This is a genomic window from Serratia sp. CY76391 (assembly GCF_052166695.1).
Lineage (GTDB): Bacteria > Pseudomonadota > Gammaproteobacteria > Enterobacterales > Enterobacteriaceae > Serratia > Serratia nematodiphila.
The window spans coordinates 665596-680784 of record NZ_JBJNOJ010000001.1 but is presented as its reverse complement, the minus strand read 5'-3'; the positions used below and the strand labels follow the sequence as shown (position 1 = coordinate 680784).

12 protein-coding genes are annotated in these 15189 nt (G+C 56.4%); 3 read left to right on the top strand and 9 right to left on the bottom strand.

Translation table 11 applies throughout. The annotated features are described in order from the left end of the window. Window positions 1–10 precede the first annotated feature (10 nt). The 4 genes from ACJ8PN_RS03515 to galU (ACJ8PN_RS03500) all read right to left on the bottom strand — a co-directional run bounded on the left by ACJ8PN_RS03515 (window position 11) and on the right by galU (ACJ8PN_RS03500) (window position 3887). A complete protein-coding gene (locus ACJ8PN_RS03515) occupies window positions 11–445 on the bottom strand; it encodes an arsenate reductase/protein-tyrosine-phosphatase family protein (RefSeq protein WP_016928433.1) in 435 nt (144 codons plus the stop codon). Between the two features lie 13 nt (window positions 446–458). Beyond that, window positions 459–1595: a polysaccharide export protein gene (locus ACJ8PN_RS03510; protein ID WP_016928434.1), complete on the bottom strand. Its 1137-nt coding sequence runs from the start codon at window positions 1593–1595 to the stop codon at window positions 459–461. A gap of 448 nt (window positions 1596–2043) precedes the next feature. Further along, complete coding sequence (gene galU, locus ACJ8PN_RS03505) at window positions 2044–2937, bottom strand: UTP--glucose-1-phosphate uridylyltransferase GalU (protein WP_351106543.1); 894 nt, start codon at window positions 2935–2937, stop codon at window positions 2044–2046. A 53-nt stretch (window positions 2938–2990) separates the two neighbouring features. Next, the gene (gene galU / locus ACJ8PN_RS03500; protein ID WP_171455044.1) at window positions 2991–3887 is read right to left on the bottom strand and encodes a UTP--glucose-1-phosphate uridylyltransferase GalU; all 897 of its coding nucleotides are present in this window, start codon (window positions 3885–3887) and stop codon (window positions 2991–2993) included. Between the two features lie 611 nt (window positions 3888–4498). Here galU (ACJ8PN_RS03500) and ACJ8PN_RS03495 point away from each other — a divergent pair. Next, the gene (locus ACJ8PN_RS03495; RefSeq protein ID WP_351106540.1) at window positions 4499–6082 is read left to right on the top strand and encodes a TerC family protein; all 1584 of its coding nucleotides are present in this window, start codon (window positions 4499–4501) and stop codon (window positions 6080–6082) included. A gap of 31 nt (window positions 6083–6113) precedes the next feature. On the opposite strand, the gene dcuC is transcribed toward ACJ8PN_RS03495, so the two are convergent. The 4 genes from dcuC to udk form a co-directional block, all read right to left on the bottom strand. Further along, the gene (gene dcuC / locus ACJ8PN_RS03490; protein ID WP_171453653.1) at window positions 6114–7466 is read right to left on the bottom strand and encodes an anaerobic C4-dicarboxylate transporter DcuC; all 1353 of its coding nucleotides are present in this window, start codon (window positions 7464–7466) and stop codon (window positions 6114–6116) included. Window positions 7467–7641: 175 nt separating this feature from the next. After that, the gene (gene asmA / locus ACJ8PN_RS03485; RefSeq protein ID WP_351106536.1) at window positions 7642–9474 is read right to left on the bottom strand and encodes an outer membrane assembly protein AsmA; all 1833 of its coding nucleotides are present in this window, start codon (window positions 9472–9474) and stop codon (window positions 7642–7644) included. Window positions 9475–9518: 44 nt separating this feature from the next. After that, window positions 9519–10100: a dCTP deaminase gene (dcd, locus tag ACJ8PN_RS03480; RefSeq protein ID WP_004938917.1), complete on the bottom strand. Its 582-nt coding sequence runs from the start codon at window positions 10098–10100 to the stop codon at window positions 9519–9521. A gap of 125 nt (window positions 10101–10225) precedes the next feature. Further along, window positions 10226–10867 (bottom strand): uridine kinase, encoded by a 642-nt coding sequence (udk, locus tag ACJ8PN_RS03475; RefSeq protein WP_004938922.1) that lies wholly within the window; start codon window positions 10865–10867, stop codon window positions 10226–10228. A gap of 231 nt (window positions 10868–11098) precedes the next feature. Here udk and ACJ8PN_RS03470 point away from each other — a divergent pair, with 231 nt between their 5' ends. After that, window positions 11099–11728, top strand: coding sequence for a phosphatase PAP2 family protein (locus ACJ8PN_RS03470; protein WP_351106533.1), 630 nt, complete (start codon window positions 11099–11101; stop codon window positions 11726–11728). A 45-nt stretch (window positions 11729–11773) separates the two neighbouring features. Here the strand turns inward: ACJ8PN_RS03470 and apbC are convergent, their stop codons facing one another. Continuing rightward, entirely contained in the window at window positions 11774–12886 is a 1113-nt protein-coding gene (apbC, locus tag ACJ8PN_RS03465; protein WP_004938926.1) for an iron-sulfur cluster carrier protein ApbC, read from the bottom strand. Window positions 12887–13045: 159 nt separating this feature from the next. Between apbC and metG the strand changes: the two genes are divergently transcribed. Beyond that, window positions 13046–15073, top strand: coding sequence for a methionine--tRNA ligase (gene metG / locus ACJ8PN_RS03460; protein WP_442534617.1), 2028 nt, complete (start codon window positions 13046–13048; stop codon window positions 15071–15073). The last annotated feature ends 116 nt before the right edge of the window (window positions 15074–15189 follow it).

The window sequence follows — 15189 nt, the reverse complement described above, 5'->3', positions numbered from 1 at the left end:
TAATCTCTGGTTAACGATTTAATGCCTGGGCCCATTTTTGGGCTGCATCATCAAGAAGGCGGTAAACAAACTCAAACGCTTCAGCGCTCTTTCTGTAGGGATCGGGAATTTCTTTCTGTCCCAACCAATGGGCGAAAAGCATGGTTTTGCCTCTGACCTCCGGAGCCAAACGGCAAACGGCATCGATATGCCCTTTCTCCATAACCAGAATCAATGAATATTCCCGGCACATTTCTTTCGTCAACTGTCTGGCTTCATGGCCCTCTAACGACAGCTGATGTTTTTCCGCAATGGAAATAGCGCTCTTGTCCGCAGTTTTGCCAACCAAGGCGCCGATGCCTGCGGAAGCGATCTCTTTTTCCGGCAGATGCCGCTTCAAGAGACGCTCCCCCGTGGGGGAGCGGCAAATATTACCTACGCAGACAACCAAGATAGAATCAAACATGGCTCCCCCCCTACTACGGCCAGTTGCGGATACGCAGTGAGCCTTCCGTGAGATTGTTGAAGCTATCGATGGTTGGTGCCAACTGAACGATCAGACGGTTCCAACGCGCGATTGGCGCTGCCGTCACGTAAACAATGTCATACGGTTGCAGATGGAATTCAGCCCCCATAACCAATGCTGTCGCATCGGACATATTGAGCTGATAAATATTAGCCAGCTTGTCGCCCTGCGTTCCGTGCAATGGCCGGATAACGAACACGCCGGTCGCATCGGCCGCAGCTTGGCTTATCCCCTGAGAATTCCCCAACGCTTCCGTCAACGTCATGCCGCTGCGATCCATTTTAAGCGTCGCAGGGGTCTTAACTTCACCCATAACAAACACTTTAAGATCGTCGTTGCGCGGAATATACAGAATATCCCCAGGATAAAGCAGACGGTTTTGGGTCAGATCGCCATTCTGCATCAGTTTTTGCAGCGACAGACTCTGCTCTTTTCCATTGTGCGTGAGAACGATGTTGCGCCAGTCGGCATTTTCAGTCAGACCGCCCGCGGCGTTAATCGCATCCATCACAGTTAAAGGTACGTTGGTGATCGGCTGCTGTCCGGATTTGGTAACTTCACCCGTCACGTAAGCTTTTTGCGAGCGGAAAGCGGCAATATTGACGTCAACCTGCGGGCTTTCGATGTACTGAGCCAAACGGGAGGCGATTTGATCGCGGATTTGGGTAACGGTTTTACCCACCACGTTTACCTTACCGATATAAGGATAGAAGATCGTGCCGTCGGAATGTACCCAGTTGCCTGTGTCGCTGGCACTGCGGTATTGCCCCGCAGGCGTGGTCAGCTCAGGGTGATCCCAGACGGTAACGTTAAGGACGTCGCCGATCCCGATCCGGTACTCATACGTACGCAACGAGGCATCCAGTTGCGCATTCGACTGAGCAACCACCTGTGTCGGACGCATTGAGTCCAACAGCTTCGGTGTCATAGGGTAAATGTTGACCAGTTTATCGATATCGAAGTCAGCATCTTCTTGTTTTACGACGTCTTTTCCGCTGGTCGATAAATGGGTTCCAGGAAAAACAGTGCATCCACTGATTACGCTAATCGATATCAATAGTGATATCGCTTTCAATTGTCGTTTTGCCATCAAATTATCATCACTTTCAAGTAAATGTATCTGCAAAGCTACTATGCGCGCCAACCGTGGCAGCGTCTCTGTAACCTTATCAAACTGTCTGTCGCTTGCTGCGCCGTCTCAAAACATGGGCTCTGTTTGCAATTATCGAGAACGTTTATCTGCCGTTGATAAGAGCAAAGCTATTATGAGCAGGATAAATAAACTGTGATGCCCAGCACCGGTAAAAATCAGTACGGAGGCGAGTTTAAACTTTAATTTTTTATTAATAACAGCGACTTGTCATAAGCACATGGCCATACCGCATAAAACTCTCTCGCCATAGCAACTCGGATAATCGCAGTAAAATGTATACTAATATAAAAAATGGGACAGTGAAATTCCCCAAAATTCAACAACTATTCTAGCTTCTCCCGCCATGATGGCAACGGCCCTCATCGAGAGAAGCGAGAAGTTTTACTCAAAGCGACAGCTGTTCAGCCCATTCACGGAAAGCTTTGCCTTGGGTTGGGTGACGCAACCCATAAGTGACAAAAGCGCGAAGGTAACCCAGTTTTTCACCGCAGTTGAACGATTCCCCCACCAGCTCCGTCGCCTCTACCGGTTTGTGTTTCAACAATTCTGCAATCGCATCGGTCAGTTGAATACGCCCCCAGGCTCCCGGTTCCGTGGTCTCCAGCAGCGGCCAAATATCGGCGGACAAGACATAGCGCCCTACCGCAGAGTAGTTGGATTCCAACTTGGTTTCCGGCGCCGGCTTTTCAATAATCGATGTGATACGGGCACTTTCGCCAGGTTTCAGGTTGCTGGCCTCACACTCAACCACGGAATAATCATGCAGCACGTGTTCGTCTGCCTTTTGCACCAAAACCTGGCTCAGACCGGTCTGCTCAAAGCGCGCAATCATGTGTGACAGGTTGTCTTTCTTCAAATCGGCTTTTGCGTCATCCAGCAAGATGTCCGGCAACAGAACGACAAATGGAGAATCACCGACCAACGGTTTAGCGCAGAGAACAGCATGTCCCAGTCCTTTTGGCTGCCCCTGGCGAATGTGCATCAGCGTCACGCCTTTTGGCGTTATCGACTGCACCTCATCCAGCAGTTGCCGTTTCACGCGTGCCTCCAGCATCGCCTCCAGCTCGAATGAGGTATCGAAATGGTTTTCAATGGCGTTCTTGGAAGAATGCGTCACCAGGATGATCTCTTTAATCCCCGCCGCGACGCATTCGTTGACAATGTATTGAATCAACGGTTTATCAACGATTGGCAACATCTCTTTCGGAATCGCTTTGGTCGCCGGCAGCATACGCATGCCCAATCCGGCAACGGGAATAACCGCTTTCAACTTCGTCATGGTAGACCTCATTCAATCTCGTGATCGCTTTCAGCCGCAGTGGCGACAGCCTGTTACTTTCCCAACGTCTGCTTCAACCAGCGGCTGAAATTTTCACCTTCCGAACCGTGACGCAGACCGTACTGCACAAACGCCTTCATATAGCCAAACTTGTCGCCACAATCATGGGACTTACCGCTCATATGGAATGCTTCAACCGTTTGTTCATCCATCAGCATCGCAATCGCATCGGTCAGTTGAATCTCATCACCCGCGCCGGGAGGGGTTTTCTCAAGTAGCGGCCAAATATCGGCGGCAAGCACATACCGGCCGACGACGGCCAGATTGGAAGGGGCATCCTCGCGGGCCGGCTTCTCAACCACTGCCGTCATCGGTGCGCTTTCTCCCGCGGCGATCGTCGCACCTGCGCAATCTACCACACCGTATTTGGACACATCTTGTTCCGGCACAGGTTCAACCATGATTTGGCTGTAACCCGTATCACCAAAACGTTGGATCATTTTAGCCAGATTTTCTTTGCGCAAATCCGCCGTAGAATCATCCAATAAAACATCAGGCAACAGCACAACGAAAGGAGAATCACCCACCATTGGTTTGGCGCACAGCACCGCATGCCCCAACCCTTTCGCCTGTCCTTGACGCACCTGCATCACGGTGACATCCGGGGGACAAATGCTTTGCACTTCAGCCAGGAGCTGGCGCTTCACGCGCGCTTCAAGCATCGCCTCCAGCTCAAACGAAGTGTCAAAATGGTTTTCAATCGCATTCTTTGATGAATGCGTGACCAATACGATATCTTTAATCCCCGCCGCCACGCATTCAGCAACAATGTACTGGATTAAGGGCTTATCGACCACGGGCAACATTTCTTTAGGGATAGCCTTGGTCGCCGGCAACATACGGGTTCCCAGGCCCGCAACGGGGATCACTGCCTTAAGTCTTGTTTGCATTTTCATTCCAATTCATCGTAGCGCTGCATTCATCTGTGCAGCGTGAACAAGGGGATTCAATCGGGCACGCTACCGCCCTTGGCTTGCAGCTACCAAAGTACTGTTAATGACGCATTCCCCCACTTCATTGCATGAGCCAGGCAATTTTTATGCAAAGCGGCACTCATTCTTCGTTTGAACTGTCATGCTGTTCACAAAAAAATAAAAAAAACGGTGCCTTTATAACCAAACAATGTTAGTTACTGCCGTTATATGACTAAGATTCTTATACTAATGTCTAAGTGATACAAGCCTTAGATCCCCCCAGTCAGCCGTTTTCAGAATAAGACTACTCGTGCCACATACCGATAAGAATCATAGCCAAAGAAAATTGTTTTAATGTTTTGATTTAAATAAATTTAATAAGGCGTTTCTTTTCTGAGCGTATGGCATCCCGGTAGATATTTGCTCCCCAGCCCCTTGATTCCTTTGGCCGCTCGGCGCCGATCGATGTTTACGGCAATCCTCCTGTTCTGAACCACATCCTCCCGATTAAAGTTGAATTTTGCCGCCTCAACGCCCATCATTCCCGTGCGGCATAAGCCGTAGAACTTACAGGTGAAATTGGGCGTATGGAATGGATCGCTGATCCAACAATTTGGGCCGGCCTGGCCACTTTGGTCGTGCTGGAAATCGTGCTGGGTATAGACAACCTTGTCTTCATCGCCATTCTGGCGGACAAATTACCAAAACAACAAAGGGATAAGGCCCGTGTCGTCGGTTTGTTGCTGGCGCTGGTCATGCGTCTGGCGCTGCTCGCCTCCATCTCGTGGCTGGCGACGCTGACCAAACCGATGTTCACCGTCGCAGAGCACCCCTTCAGCGGCCGCGATCTTATCATGCTGGTCGGCGGGATATTCCTGCTGTTCAAAGCCACCATGGAGCTCAATGAGCGGCTGGAAGGCAAGGACGAAGAGCAGCACGGCGCGCGCAAAGGCGCACGTTTCTGGCCGGTCGTGGCGCAGATCGTGGTGCTGGACGCCGTTTTCTCGCTCGACTCGGTGATCACCGCGGTGGGGATGGTCGATCACCTGGCGGTGATGATGATCGCGGTCTGTATCGCCATCGGTCTGATGCTGCTGGCCAGCAAACCGCTGACGCGCTTCGTCAACGCGCACCCGACTATCGTTATCCTGTGCCTGAGCTTCCTGCTGATGATTGGCTTTAGCCTGGTGGCGGAGGGCTTCGGCTATCACATTCCTAAAGGCTACCTCTACGCGGCGATCGGCTTCTCGGTCATGATCGAGGCGCTGAACCAGCTGGCGCAGTTCAACCGTCGTCGCTTCCTGTCGAAGGTGCGGCCACTACGTGAACGCACCGCCGAAGCGGTGCTGCGCATGCTGAGCGGCAAACATGAAGAAGCGGAAGTCGACAGCCATTCCGCCAACCTGCTGGCGGACAGCGACAGCGAAAACGGCGAGATCTTCAATCAGCAAGAGCGGCGCATGATCGAACGCGTACTCGGCATGGCGCAGCGCACGGTCAGTAGCATCATGACCTCGCGTCACGACGTCGAATACCTTGAGCTGAACGATCCGCAGGAAAAGCTGACGCAGTTGCTGGAACGTAATCAGCACACGCGCATCGTGGTGGTGGAAAGCAGCGCCAGCGACGAACCGCTGGGCGTGATCCACACCATCGACGTCCTCAAACAGCAACTGGCGCAGGCGCCGCTGGATCTGCGTGCGCTGATACGCCAACCGTTGATCTTCCCGGAGCAGCTCACGCTGTTAAGCGCCCTGGAGCAATTTCGCCAGGCGCAGACGCACTTCGCCTTCGTGGTCGATGAGTTCGGCTCCGTCGAAGGCGTCGTCACCCTGACGGACGTGATGGAAACCATCGCCGGCAACCTGCCGGAGGCCGGCGAAGAGGTGGACGCACGCCATGACATTCAGCAAAACGAAGACGGCAGCTGGATCGCCAACGGCTACATGCCGCTGGAAGACCTGGTGTTGTACCTGCCGATGCCGCTGGAAGACAAGCGCGAATACCACACGCTGGCGGGGCTGTTGATGGAACACAGTCAGCGCGTGCCGCAAGAAGGAGAACAGATCAAGATCGGTGACTACCTGTTCGAACCATTGGAGGTCAACAGCCACCGCATCCTGAAAGTGAAAATCACCCCGCCTCCTCCACCGGAGGAGTACGAGGTTTAACATCGAGGCCGGGCATCGCCCGGCTTTCCTTTTACTGGGGAACCAGCAGCTCCGTCGCCACGATCACCACCACCAACCCGACAATTACCGGCACTGAAGTACGCTTCACCACATCAAACGGCGAGATTTTCGCCATGCCGGAAACCGCCACCACCACGCCGGAGACCGGCGACAGCGTGCGGCCGAGATTCGAGGCCTGCAGCATCGGGATCACCAGATAGGCAGGATTCACGCCCATCTGTGCCGCCAGTTTCGGGATCAGTTCGACAAACGCATAGAACGGCGCATTGCCGGAGCCGGTTGTCATGGCCGCCAGCATGGTGATCACCACCAACACCAGCATCATGATCAAACCGCCGGTACCGAACGACTGCGCCAACCCGATCAAGCCGCTGATAAAGCCGACGGTGCTCAACCCTTGCGCGAAGACACCCGCGGCCACCAACAGCATCACCACGCTGGCGAAAGCGTCCGCCATACCGCGATACGCCACTTCCAGACCGCTGAATACCTGTTTGGCGCTGAAGCTGCGCACAAACTCGATCGCTGCCGCCAACAGTATGCACCCTACCAGCACGGTAATAATGTGCAGCTCCGGCCCCCATTTGCCGTCGAAGATCAGCACGCCGAGGATCGGCGTAAACGGCAATATCGCGTAGAACCCCGGTGCATGGGTTTTGATCTCGCTGACGTCCATAATGTGGTGCTGTTCATCACTCTTCTTATCGAGATAACGCTGCCAGAAAAAGTGCGCCACGGCCATGCAGACGATGGCGGCAATCGAGATAGGCAGCGTGGTTTTGAACGCGAAATCCACCAGCGGCATTTCCGCCGCCTTGGCTGCCAGTACCACGTCGCCGGAAGTCGGCGCCAGGATAATCGCCGCCGGCGAAGCGCAAATGGCCGCCGCGGCACCGCGGCTAATGCCAACGTTCACCATCAATGGGAACAGCGTCGCCATCAGCAATACGCCGAGCCCGGTAGCGGAAGAGACCGCCAATGACATCAGGCAAGCGACAAAATAGGCCGCCACCATCAGCAGATAAGGCGAATTGATCATCTGCAATGGGCGCGAGGCCAGCTTGACGACCACGTCGTTAGCGCCGATATGCGTCATATAGGCGGCGAAACCGCACAGCATCATGATCATCATGCCCAGATCGCCGCCGCGGCTCATCAGCAAAATCTTGACGTACTCGATCATATCGGTCGCGCGCCAGCCGGTAGATGCGGCGCCGGACGGCAACAGCGTTTTCCCCATCAGGGCGCTGATGCCAAGCAGCAGCAGCCCTCCCACCATCAAAACGCCCGTGGCGGAATACCCTTTGATGATGTAACGGCCCACGCCCGCCGCCACCGTCGCGCCAATAAGAAGCTCTATCATGTTTCCTCAACTCGTCATTTTTTCGCGCTCAGGCGCATAGTCATAGCAGAATGCGCCCTTACTCTGCACAAATTGAGCGCGGGTCTTCATGACCTTCATCAAGGTAACGGAGGGAAATTATCGCGGGAAACGTCGATACTGACGCGGGCCGCAAGACGGCCCGCGTCAGGAGGGATTACAGCTTGTCGAGCAGCTTTTTCAGATCCTGACCCTCGCGAGAATCCTTGTTCTTTTCAGCCCATTTGTTCAGCGCATCTTTGGCCCGATCGTGCAGCGTTTTACGCAACACCTGATCGACCTGCAGTTGGTAATTCAGCTGTTGCCAAGGCCCATAGACCCGCAGCGGGATCGGCGTTTTTTGCAGTTGCTCGATCAGTTCGCCGCGCCCTTGCCAACCGCCAGTGACGCGCACATTAAGCGCCATATCGCACTGTTTTCCCGGCATATCGATACTGCCGGCGCCGGTCAGCGCCAGCAACGGCGAATCCGCCGTCAGGCTGTTGAGCTTGACAGTGCCTTGGCTCAGGCTGGCCCGCGCCGAGACGCTTTTGACTTCGGTATAGCGCTGATAGCTATCTTGCCCGCGCACGCTGTTATCGTTGCGCGCCACCGCCTGTTGGATCAATTGCTGAATGTTCAGGCCGTGCAGCTGCGCATCCTGCATCGCCAGCTGCGCCGTACCGCTCCAACGGTGCCCAAATGACTCTGAAGAAAGACGATCGCCGGTCAAATCCCCTTTCATGCTGAATTTTCCGGTCAGCATCTGCGGCATCTCGAAGGCTTTGAGCACCGCGCCGAGCTCAACCTGGTTCAGGGTCGGTTGCACGTTTATCACCGGTTTATTGCCGCGTGCGTCGAGCGATCCCGGCAAGGAGAAATCACCGCCGGCCAATTGCCCGGCAAGTTTATGCAGCGTCAGCAGGCCGCGTTGATTATCTGCCGCGACGGATAACTGGGTAACGTTCATACCGCGGTAGGTCAACTGCGCCGCCTGCAGATTCAACTGTGCATTGAAATCGCGCAGCGCTTCCAGGTTCTGCTGCCGATCGTCGACCTGGCTGGCGATCACCGGCGCGGCGGTCACGGCGGGCTGTTCGGCGGTATTGGTGCTGGATTGCCAACCGGAAAGCGCGTCGAGATCGAGATTAGCCGAATTCAGGTTCACCACATAGCCGGGCACCGCTCCCAGGCTGGCGCTGATATCGCCGGTCAACTGGCTGTTATTGGCGCTGACGTTCAGCTGGGTGACGGCAATGTGCGCCGGCGTCTGTTGATAGACCACCTGAGCATTCCCCTCGCCTTGAATACCGCCGTTCGGAATATCCGCTCCCACCAATTGGTAATTGAACTGAGTCACCTTGGCGCCGATCTGGTGCGGGAACTGCTGCAGATCGATATCGGCCGCCATGCTGAAGGCCAGGTCGCGCTGATCGCGGTTGACCCGGCTGGAAATGTCCAGCTGCGCCTGCCGTTTCTCCGTTTGCTGCAGGGTAAGATTGATGTCCCGGACATTGATTTGCGCGTTGTCGGCGCGCTGCCAAATCAGCAGGCTGTCCACGACGCGCAAGTTATCGATGTCGAACTTCCAGGCCGTGTCTGCCGCATCAGCGCCGCTGCCGGCCGGCGCAATCGGGGCGTCCACTTGCGAGTGCTCTTCACTGTCGGGCGTGAGGCGAATGACGGCATTTTTCAACATCACCTGTTTCACAAACAGTTGATGCGACAGCAGCGGCAACAGTTTGACGTCAAGGCGCATGTTTTCCGCGCTCACCACCGGCGCCTTGGCGCCCGGCGCGGTCAGCGTCATGCGCCCGGCCAAAATACTGAGCTGCGGCCAGATATGCCAACGCAGGTCGCCTTCAAGCGTTAGCTGGTAGCCGCTCTTCTGCTCGACCTTTTTGACCATGTAACCGCGAAAATCATTCGGATTGACCAGCAGTACCAGCGCGGACATTCCCGCCACCACGACCACCAGTAAAATCGCCAATGTCGTCAGTAATCTTCTCATGCCACCCTCTTGTCAGCGCCACACCGACGGTGCATCTCGCGCCGTTAGTCCTTGTCGATTCGACTGGCTACTGCGCCCTGCTGATCGCGATATTTTGCGTCCTGCCGGCTGTTATATGGCCGGGCCGCCGGGCCGGACAACGGCTCAAAGCTCAAGGCGCCAATCAGCATCCCCGGCCGCAGCGCCAGCGGCAGCTTGCCGGAGTTGTAAAACTCCAGCACGATGCGCCCGTGCCAGCCCGGATCGATCCGGTGCGCGGTCACGTGCACCATCAGCCCCAGACGCGCCAGAGAAGAACGGCCGTCGAGCCAACCCACGAGATCGTTCGGCAGCGTCACGGATTCGAACGTCACCGCCAGGGCCAATTCGCCGGGATGAAGGAAGAACGCCTCGCCTTCCGGCAGGACAATCTCGTCGCTCATCACGCGATCCAGCGCGGCGCTGACTTCATCTTTCGGCCCGCTGAGATCGATAAACGGCGCGGTATGGCCGCGGAACACGCGGAACTGATTGCCCAAACGGACATCTACTGTGGCCCCGTTGATGCGTTCGAGCGGCGGGCGCGGCGAAATCACCAGTTTCTCGCTATCCAGCCAGGCTTCTATATCGCGGTCGCACAGTCTCATGTCTTTCTTCTCCATCAAAACGCGTAACTAAACAAAAATTGCCACACAACGGGCGAAAGGTCTACGCCGGGGTGCAAATAGTTGGCCGTCGGCCGGAAATGCGCATTTCCGGCCATTAAGCGGCATTATTCAAAGAATTGGCTGATTTTGGCTTTCAGAATATCGATCGCGATGCGGTTTTTGCCGCCGCGCGGAACGATGATATCGGCGTATTGTTTGGAAGGTTCGATAAACTGCAGGAACATCGGGCGCACGGTTTTCTGGTATTGCGCCATCACCGAATCCATCGAGCGGCCGCGCTCGTTGACGTCGCGCTTCATGCGGCGCATCAGGCAGATATCCAGCGGCGTGTCGACGAAGATCGAGAAGTTCATCTCCTGGCGCAAACGGATATCCGTCAGCAGCAAGATCCCTTCCAGAATGATCACTTTTTTAGGTTCCAGGTGGACGGTTTCTTTCTTGCGCGTGTGTTCGGTGTAACTGTACAGCGGCAGCTCGATCGCCTTACCGGCCTTCAGCATCTGCAGGTGCTGGAACAGCAGGTTGTGATCCATGGCGCTCGGGTGGTCATAGTTGGTTTTGACCCGTTCTTCCATGGTCAGGTGAGTCTGGTCTTTATAGTAACTGTCTTCTGGAATAACGCCGATGTGCTCATCGCCGACTTGCTCGCGGAGTTCGCGGTACAACGTGCTGGCGATAAGGCTTTTTCCGGAGGCAGATGCGCCAGCTATACCAATAATGACGCACTGATGCGGATTGTCAGTCATAAAATTAAAGACCTGATTTCATAGTGTGAAGGGGGGAACTAAAACGCGACAATTATAGGGAGTCGCCGGGGATTGCGCCACTGTATATTGCGCGGCGGCGGGCGAATTCGGGCTGCCACGCCACGGGCACGCGGCATTTTAAGAATTTCGCAGCTAGGGCAACGCACCGTAACGGGTTACACTCCCCGGCGCTGACTTTTGCTCCCCGCCCCCCTTTCATCGGAGATTGATGTGCTGGATTGGTATTTTCTGACTTTTTTCGGCGACAGCATGTTGCTGCTGCCCTGCGCGCTGATTCTGTTTTTATTGCTGCTCATGTCTCCCGCCACCCGCGCGGCGGGTTGGCAGTGGGCGCTGATCTTCGGGTTCACCGGCGGGGTGGTCTGCCTGTCCAAACTGGCCTTTATGGGCTGGGGCATCGGCAGCGAGCGCTATGATTTCACCGGATTCAGCGGTCATTCCGCCCTCGCGGCCAGCATCTGGCCGCCACTGCTGTGGACGTTGACCGGCCGATTTTCCCACCCGATACGTAGCATCGCTTTGCTGACCGGGTGGATATTGCCTTTCGCCATCGGCGTTTCGCGGCTGGAAATTCGCGTGCATTCGGTATCCGAGGTGATCAGCGGGCTGATTTTAGGCTACCTGGCCAGCGCCCTGTTCCTGCGGTTGCAGCGGAGCAAAACGCGCCCGCATCTCTCCTGGTCACACTTCGCCATCGCGCTGGCCTTGCCGTTGGCGCTGATGGGGCAGCGACAGCCGGCCCCCACCCAGGGATTGCTGGAGCATATCGCAAAAACGCTGGCGCAGATCGAACGCCCTTATACCCGTGCCGACCTGCACAAGCCTAACCCTATCCGATAAAAAAACCCGGCGCTTAAGCCGGGTTCTTTCACTGCCGCAAACAGATTACAGCGCGCGGAAGGCAATCTCCGTCGGGATCGCTTCGCCCTGCCAATACATCTGCGCCGCCACACGGCCGGCCAGTTGACGATACATGTCGGCGAATTCGCTCTCCGGACGGCTGATCACCGTCGGCGTACCGCGATCCAGATCTTCGCGCAGCGAGATATGCAGCGGCATCTGCCCCAGCAGACGGCTGTTATATTTCTGCACCAACTTCTCGGCGCCGCCGGTGCCAAAGATCGGCTCATGGTGGCCGCAGTTACTGCAGATGTGCACGCTCATGTTTTCCACGATGCCCAGCACCGGCACATGCACTTTCTCGAACATCACGATGCCCTTGGCGGCATCCAGCAGGGCGATATCCTGCGGCGTGGTGACCACCAGCGCGCCGGTCACCGGAATGTTCTGCGACAGCGTCAGCTGGATGTCGCCGGTGCCCGGCGGCATGTCCAGCACCAGGTAATCCAGATCCGGCCACAGCGTATCCTGCAGCAGCTGCATCAGCGCCTTGCTGGCCATCGGGCCGCGCCACACCATGGCGTTGTCGTCGGTCACCAGATAACCGATGGAGTTGGTTGCCAGGCCGTGCGCCATGATCGGCGCCATGTGCTGCCCGTCCGGCGAAGTCGGCCGCTCATGTTCGGTGCCCAGCATATTGGGGATCGACGGGCCGTAAATGTCGGCATCCAGAATACCGACCTTGGCGCCTTCGGCGGCCAGCGCCAGCGCCAGGTTGACGGCGGTGCTGGATTTCCCCACCCCGCCTTTGCCGGAGCTGACGGCGATGATGTTGCGCACGCCTTTGATCCCGGCTTGGCCGTTGGCGCGTTTCAGCGTCGTGATATCGTGTTTCAGCTTCCAGTCGATGGCGGCGGCGCCGGTCACGCGCAACAGCTCAGGGCCGACGCTCGCCTGCAGCGCTTCAAAACCGCTCTGCCAGGCAAACGGCATCGTCAGTTCGATATGCAGTACATCGTCCAATAATGCGCAGTGATGAATAGCCTTCAGCGCAGTCAGGTTGTTTTTCAACGTCGGGTGTTCAAAGGCGGCCAGTACACCGGTCACCAGGGCGCGCAGAACTTCGGGGTTGGTCTGCTCAGGGGATTTTGCGTTCATCCCGGCTCCTTGATTTTGAATGAGTCGCTTCCGGCTAAGCATATCAGAACTGCCCGGTAGCTGGCGCGTATAACCTGTAAGAAACCGCCCTAGCAGCGAAGGGCGCGATCGGTTAACATCGAAGGCCCTTTTATTCATTACAGAAAGCAAGTTCTCACTATGGCTCAAGTCGCGAAAAAATTATTGGTGACGTGCGCGCTACCGTACGCAAATGGTTCCATCCATCTCGGCCACATGCTCGAGCACATCCAGGCGGATATCTGGGTGCGTTACCAACGAATGCGCGGCCACGAAGTGCATTTCATCTGCGCGGACGACGCGCACGGCACACCGATCATGCTGAAAGCGCAGCAACTGGGTGTGAAACCGGAAGAAATGATCGCGGAGATGAGCCAGGAGCACCAACAGGATTTCGCCGGCTTTGGCATCAGCTATGACAACTATCATTCGACCCATAGCGATGAAAACCGTGAGCTGTCCACCCTGATTTACAGCCGCCTGAAAGAAAATGGTTTTATCAAGAACCGCACCATTTCTCAGCTGTACGATCCGGAGAAAGGCATGTTCCTGCCGGACCGTTTCGTGAAAGGCACCTGCCCTAAATGCAAATCGCCGGATCAGTACGGCGACAACTGCGAAGTGTGCGGCGCCACCTACAGCCCGACGGAACTGATCGATCCAAAGTCCGTCGTTTCCGGCGCGACGCCGGTGATGCGCGACTCGGAGCACTTCTTCTTCGATCTGCCGGCCTTCAGCGAAATGCTGCAGGCGTGGACGCGCTCCGGCGCGCTGCAAGAGCAGGTGGCAAACAAGATGCAGGAGTGGTTCGAATCCGGTCTGCAGCAGTGGGACATCTCCCGCGATGCGCCTTACTTCGGCTTCGAAATCCCGGATGCGCCGGGCAAATACTTCTACGTCTGGCTGGACGCGCCGATCGGCTACATGGGTTCCTTCAAGAACCTGTGCGACAAGCGCGGCGATCTGGACTTCGACGAGTTCTGGCGCAAAGACCCCACCACCGAGCTGTATCACTTTATCGGCAAGGACATCGTCTACTTCCACAGCCTGTTCTGGCCGGCGATGCTGGAAGGCAGCAACTTCCGCAAACCGACCAACCTGTTCGTGCACGGCTACGTGACTGTGAACGGTGCCAAGATGTCAAAATCGCGCGGCACCTTCATCAAGGCCGGCACCTACCTGCAGCATCTGGACGCCGACTGCCTGCGTTATTACTACGCCGCCAAGCTCTCTTCACGCATTGATGACATCGATCTCAATCTGGAAGACTTCGTGCAGCGCGTGAACGCCGACATCGTCAACAAGGTGGTGAACCTGGCGTCACGCAACGCCGGCTTTATCAACAAGCGCTTCGGCGGCAAGCTGGCCGACAGCCTGGCCGATCCGGCGCTGTACCAGACCTTCGTCGACGCGGCGCAGAGCATCGCCGAAGCCTACGCCGGCCGCGAGTTCAGCCGCGCGATCCGCGAAATCATGGCGCTGGCCGATCTGGCCAACCGTTACGTGGATGAGCAGGCACCGTGGGTAGTGGCGAAGGAAGAAGGCCGCGACGCCGATCTGCAGGCCATCTGCTCGATGGGCATCAACCTGTTCCGCGTGCTGATGACTTACCTGAAGCCGGTGCTGCCTTCGCTGACCGAGCGCGCCGAAGCGTTCCTCAACGCCGAGCTGAGCTGGGACGCGATCCCGCAGCCGCTGCTGGGCCATCAGGTGAACGCGTTCAAAGCGCTGTTCAGCCGCATCGATCTGGACAAGGTCAACGAGATGGTCAACGCCTCGAAGGAAGACATGGCCGCCGCCAAGCCGGTGACCGGCCCGCTGGCTGACGATCCGATCCAGGAAACCATCACCTTCGACGACTTCGCCAAGGTCGACATGCGTATCGCCCTGATCAAGAGCGCCGACTTTGTCGAGGGCTCCGACAAGCTGCTGAAGCTGCAGCTGGATCTGGGCGGCGAATCGCGCCAAATCTTCTCCGGCATTCGCTCCGCTTACCCGGACCCGAAAGCGCTGGAAGGCCGTCTGACCATCATGGTCGCCAACCTGGCGCCGCGCAAAATGCGCTTCGGCGTGTCAGAAGGCATGGTGATGGCGGCGGGCCCAGGCGGGAAAGAGATCTTCCTGCTGAGCCCGGACAGCGGCGCGCAGCCTGGCATGCAGGTCAAGTAATCGCGCAGATGCGTGGCATAGGGAGGGTCGAGCTTGCTCGGCCCTTTTTTTATGCCCCAATCCCCACGTTATAAGCATGAAGAAAAAGTCATAACCGCCCTGATTCCCCTGCCCGC

Bases quoted from the DNA above. Each gene is read 5' to 3' on its own strand.
- asmA (WP_351106536.1), bottom strand. From the start codon at position 9,474: ATGAGAAGATTACTGACGACATTGGCGATTTTACTGGTGGTCGTGGTG.
- udk (WP_004938922.1), bottom strand. From the start codon at position 10,867: ATGACTGACAATCCGCATCAGTGCGTCATTATTGGTATAGCTGGCGCA.
- metG (WP_442534617.1), top strand. From the start codon at position 13,046: ATGGCTCAAGTCGCGAAAAAATTATTGGTGACGTGCGCGCTACCGTAC.
- ACJ8PN_RS03510 (WP_016928434.1), bottom strand. From the start codon at position 1,595: ATGGCAAAACGACAATTGAAAGCGATATCACTATTGATATCGATTAGC.
- ACJ8PN_RS03495 (WP_351106540.1), top strand. From the start codon at position 4,499: ATGGAATGGATCGCTGATCCAACAATTTGGGCCGGCCTGGCCACTTTG.
- galU (WP_351106543.1), bottom strand. From the start codon at position 2,937: ATGACGAAGTTGAAAGCGGTTATTCCCGTTGCCGGATTGGGCATGCGT.
- dcd (WP_004938917.1), bottom strand. From the start codon at position 10,100: ATGAGACTGTGCGACCGCGATATAGAAGCCTGGCTGGATAGCGAGAAA.
- galU (WP_171455044.1), bottom strand. From the start codon at position 3,887: ATGCAAACAAGACTTAAGGCAGTGATCCCCGTTGCGGGCCTGGGAACC.
- ACJ8PN_RS03515 (WP_016928433.1), bottom strand. From the start codon at position 445: ATGTTTGATTCTATCTTGGTTGTCTGCGTAGGTAATATTTGCCGCTCC.
- dcuC (WP_171453653.1), bottom strand. From the start codon at position 7,466: ATGATAGAGCTTCTTATTGGCGCGACGGTGGCGGCGGGCGTGGGCCGT.
- apbC (WP_004938926.1), bottom strand. From the start codon at position 12,886: ATGAACGCAAAATCCCCTGAGCAGACCAACCCCGAAGTTCTGCGCGCC.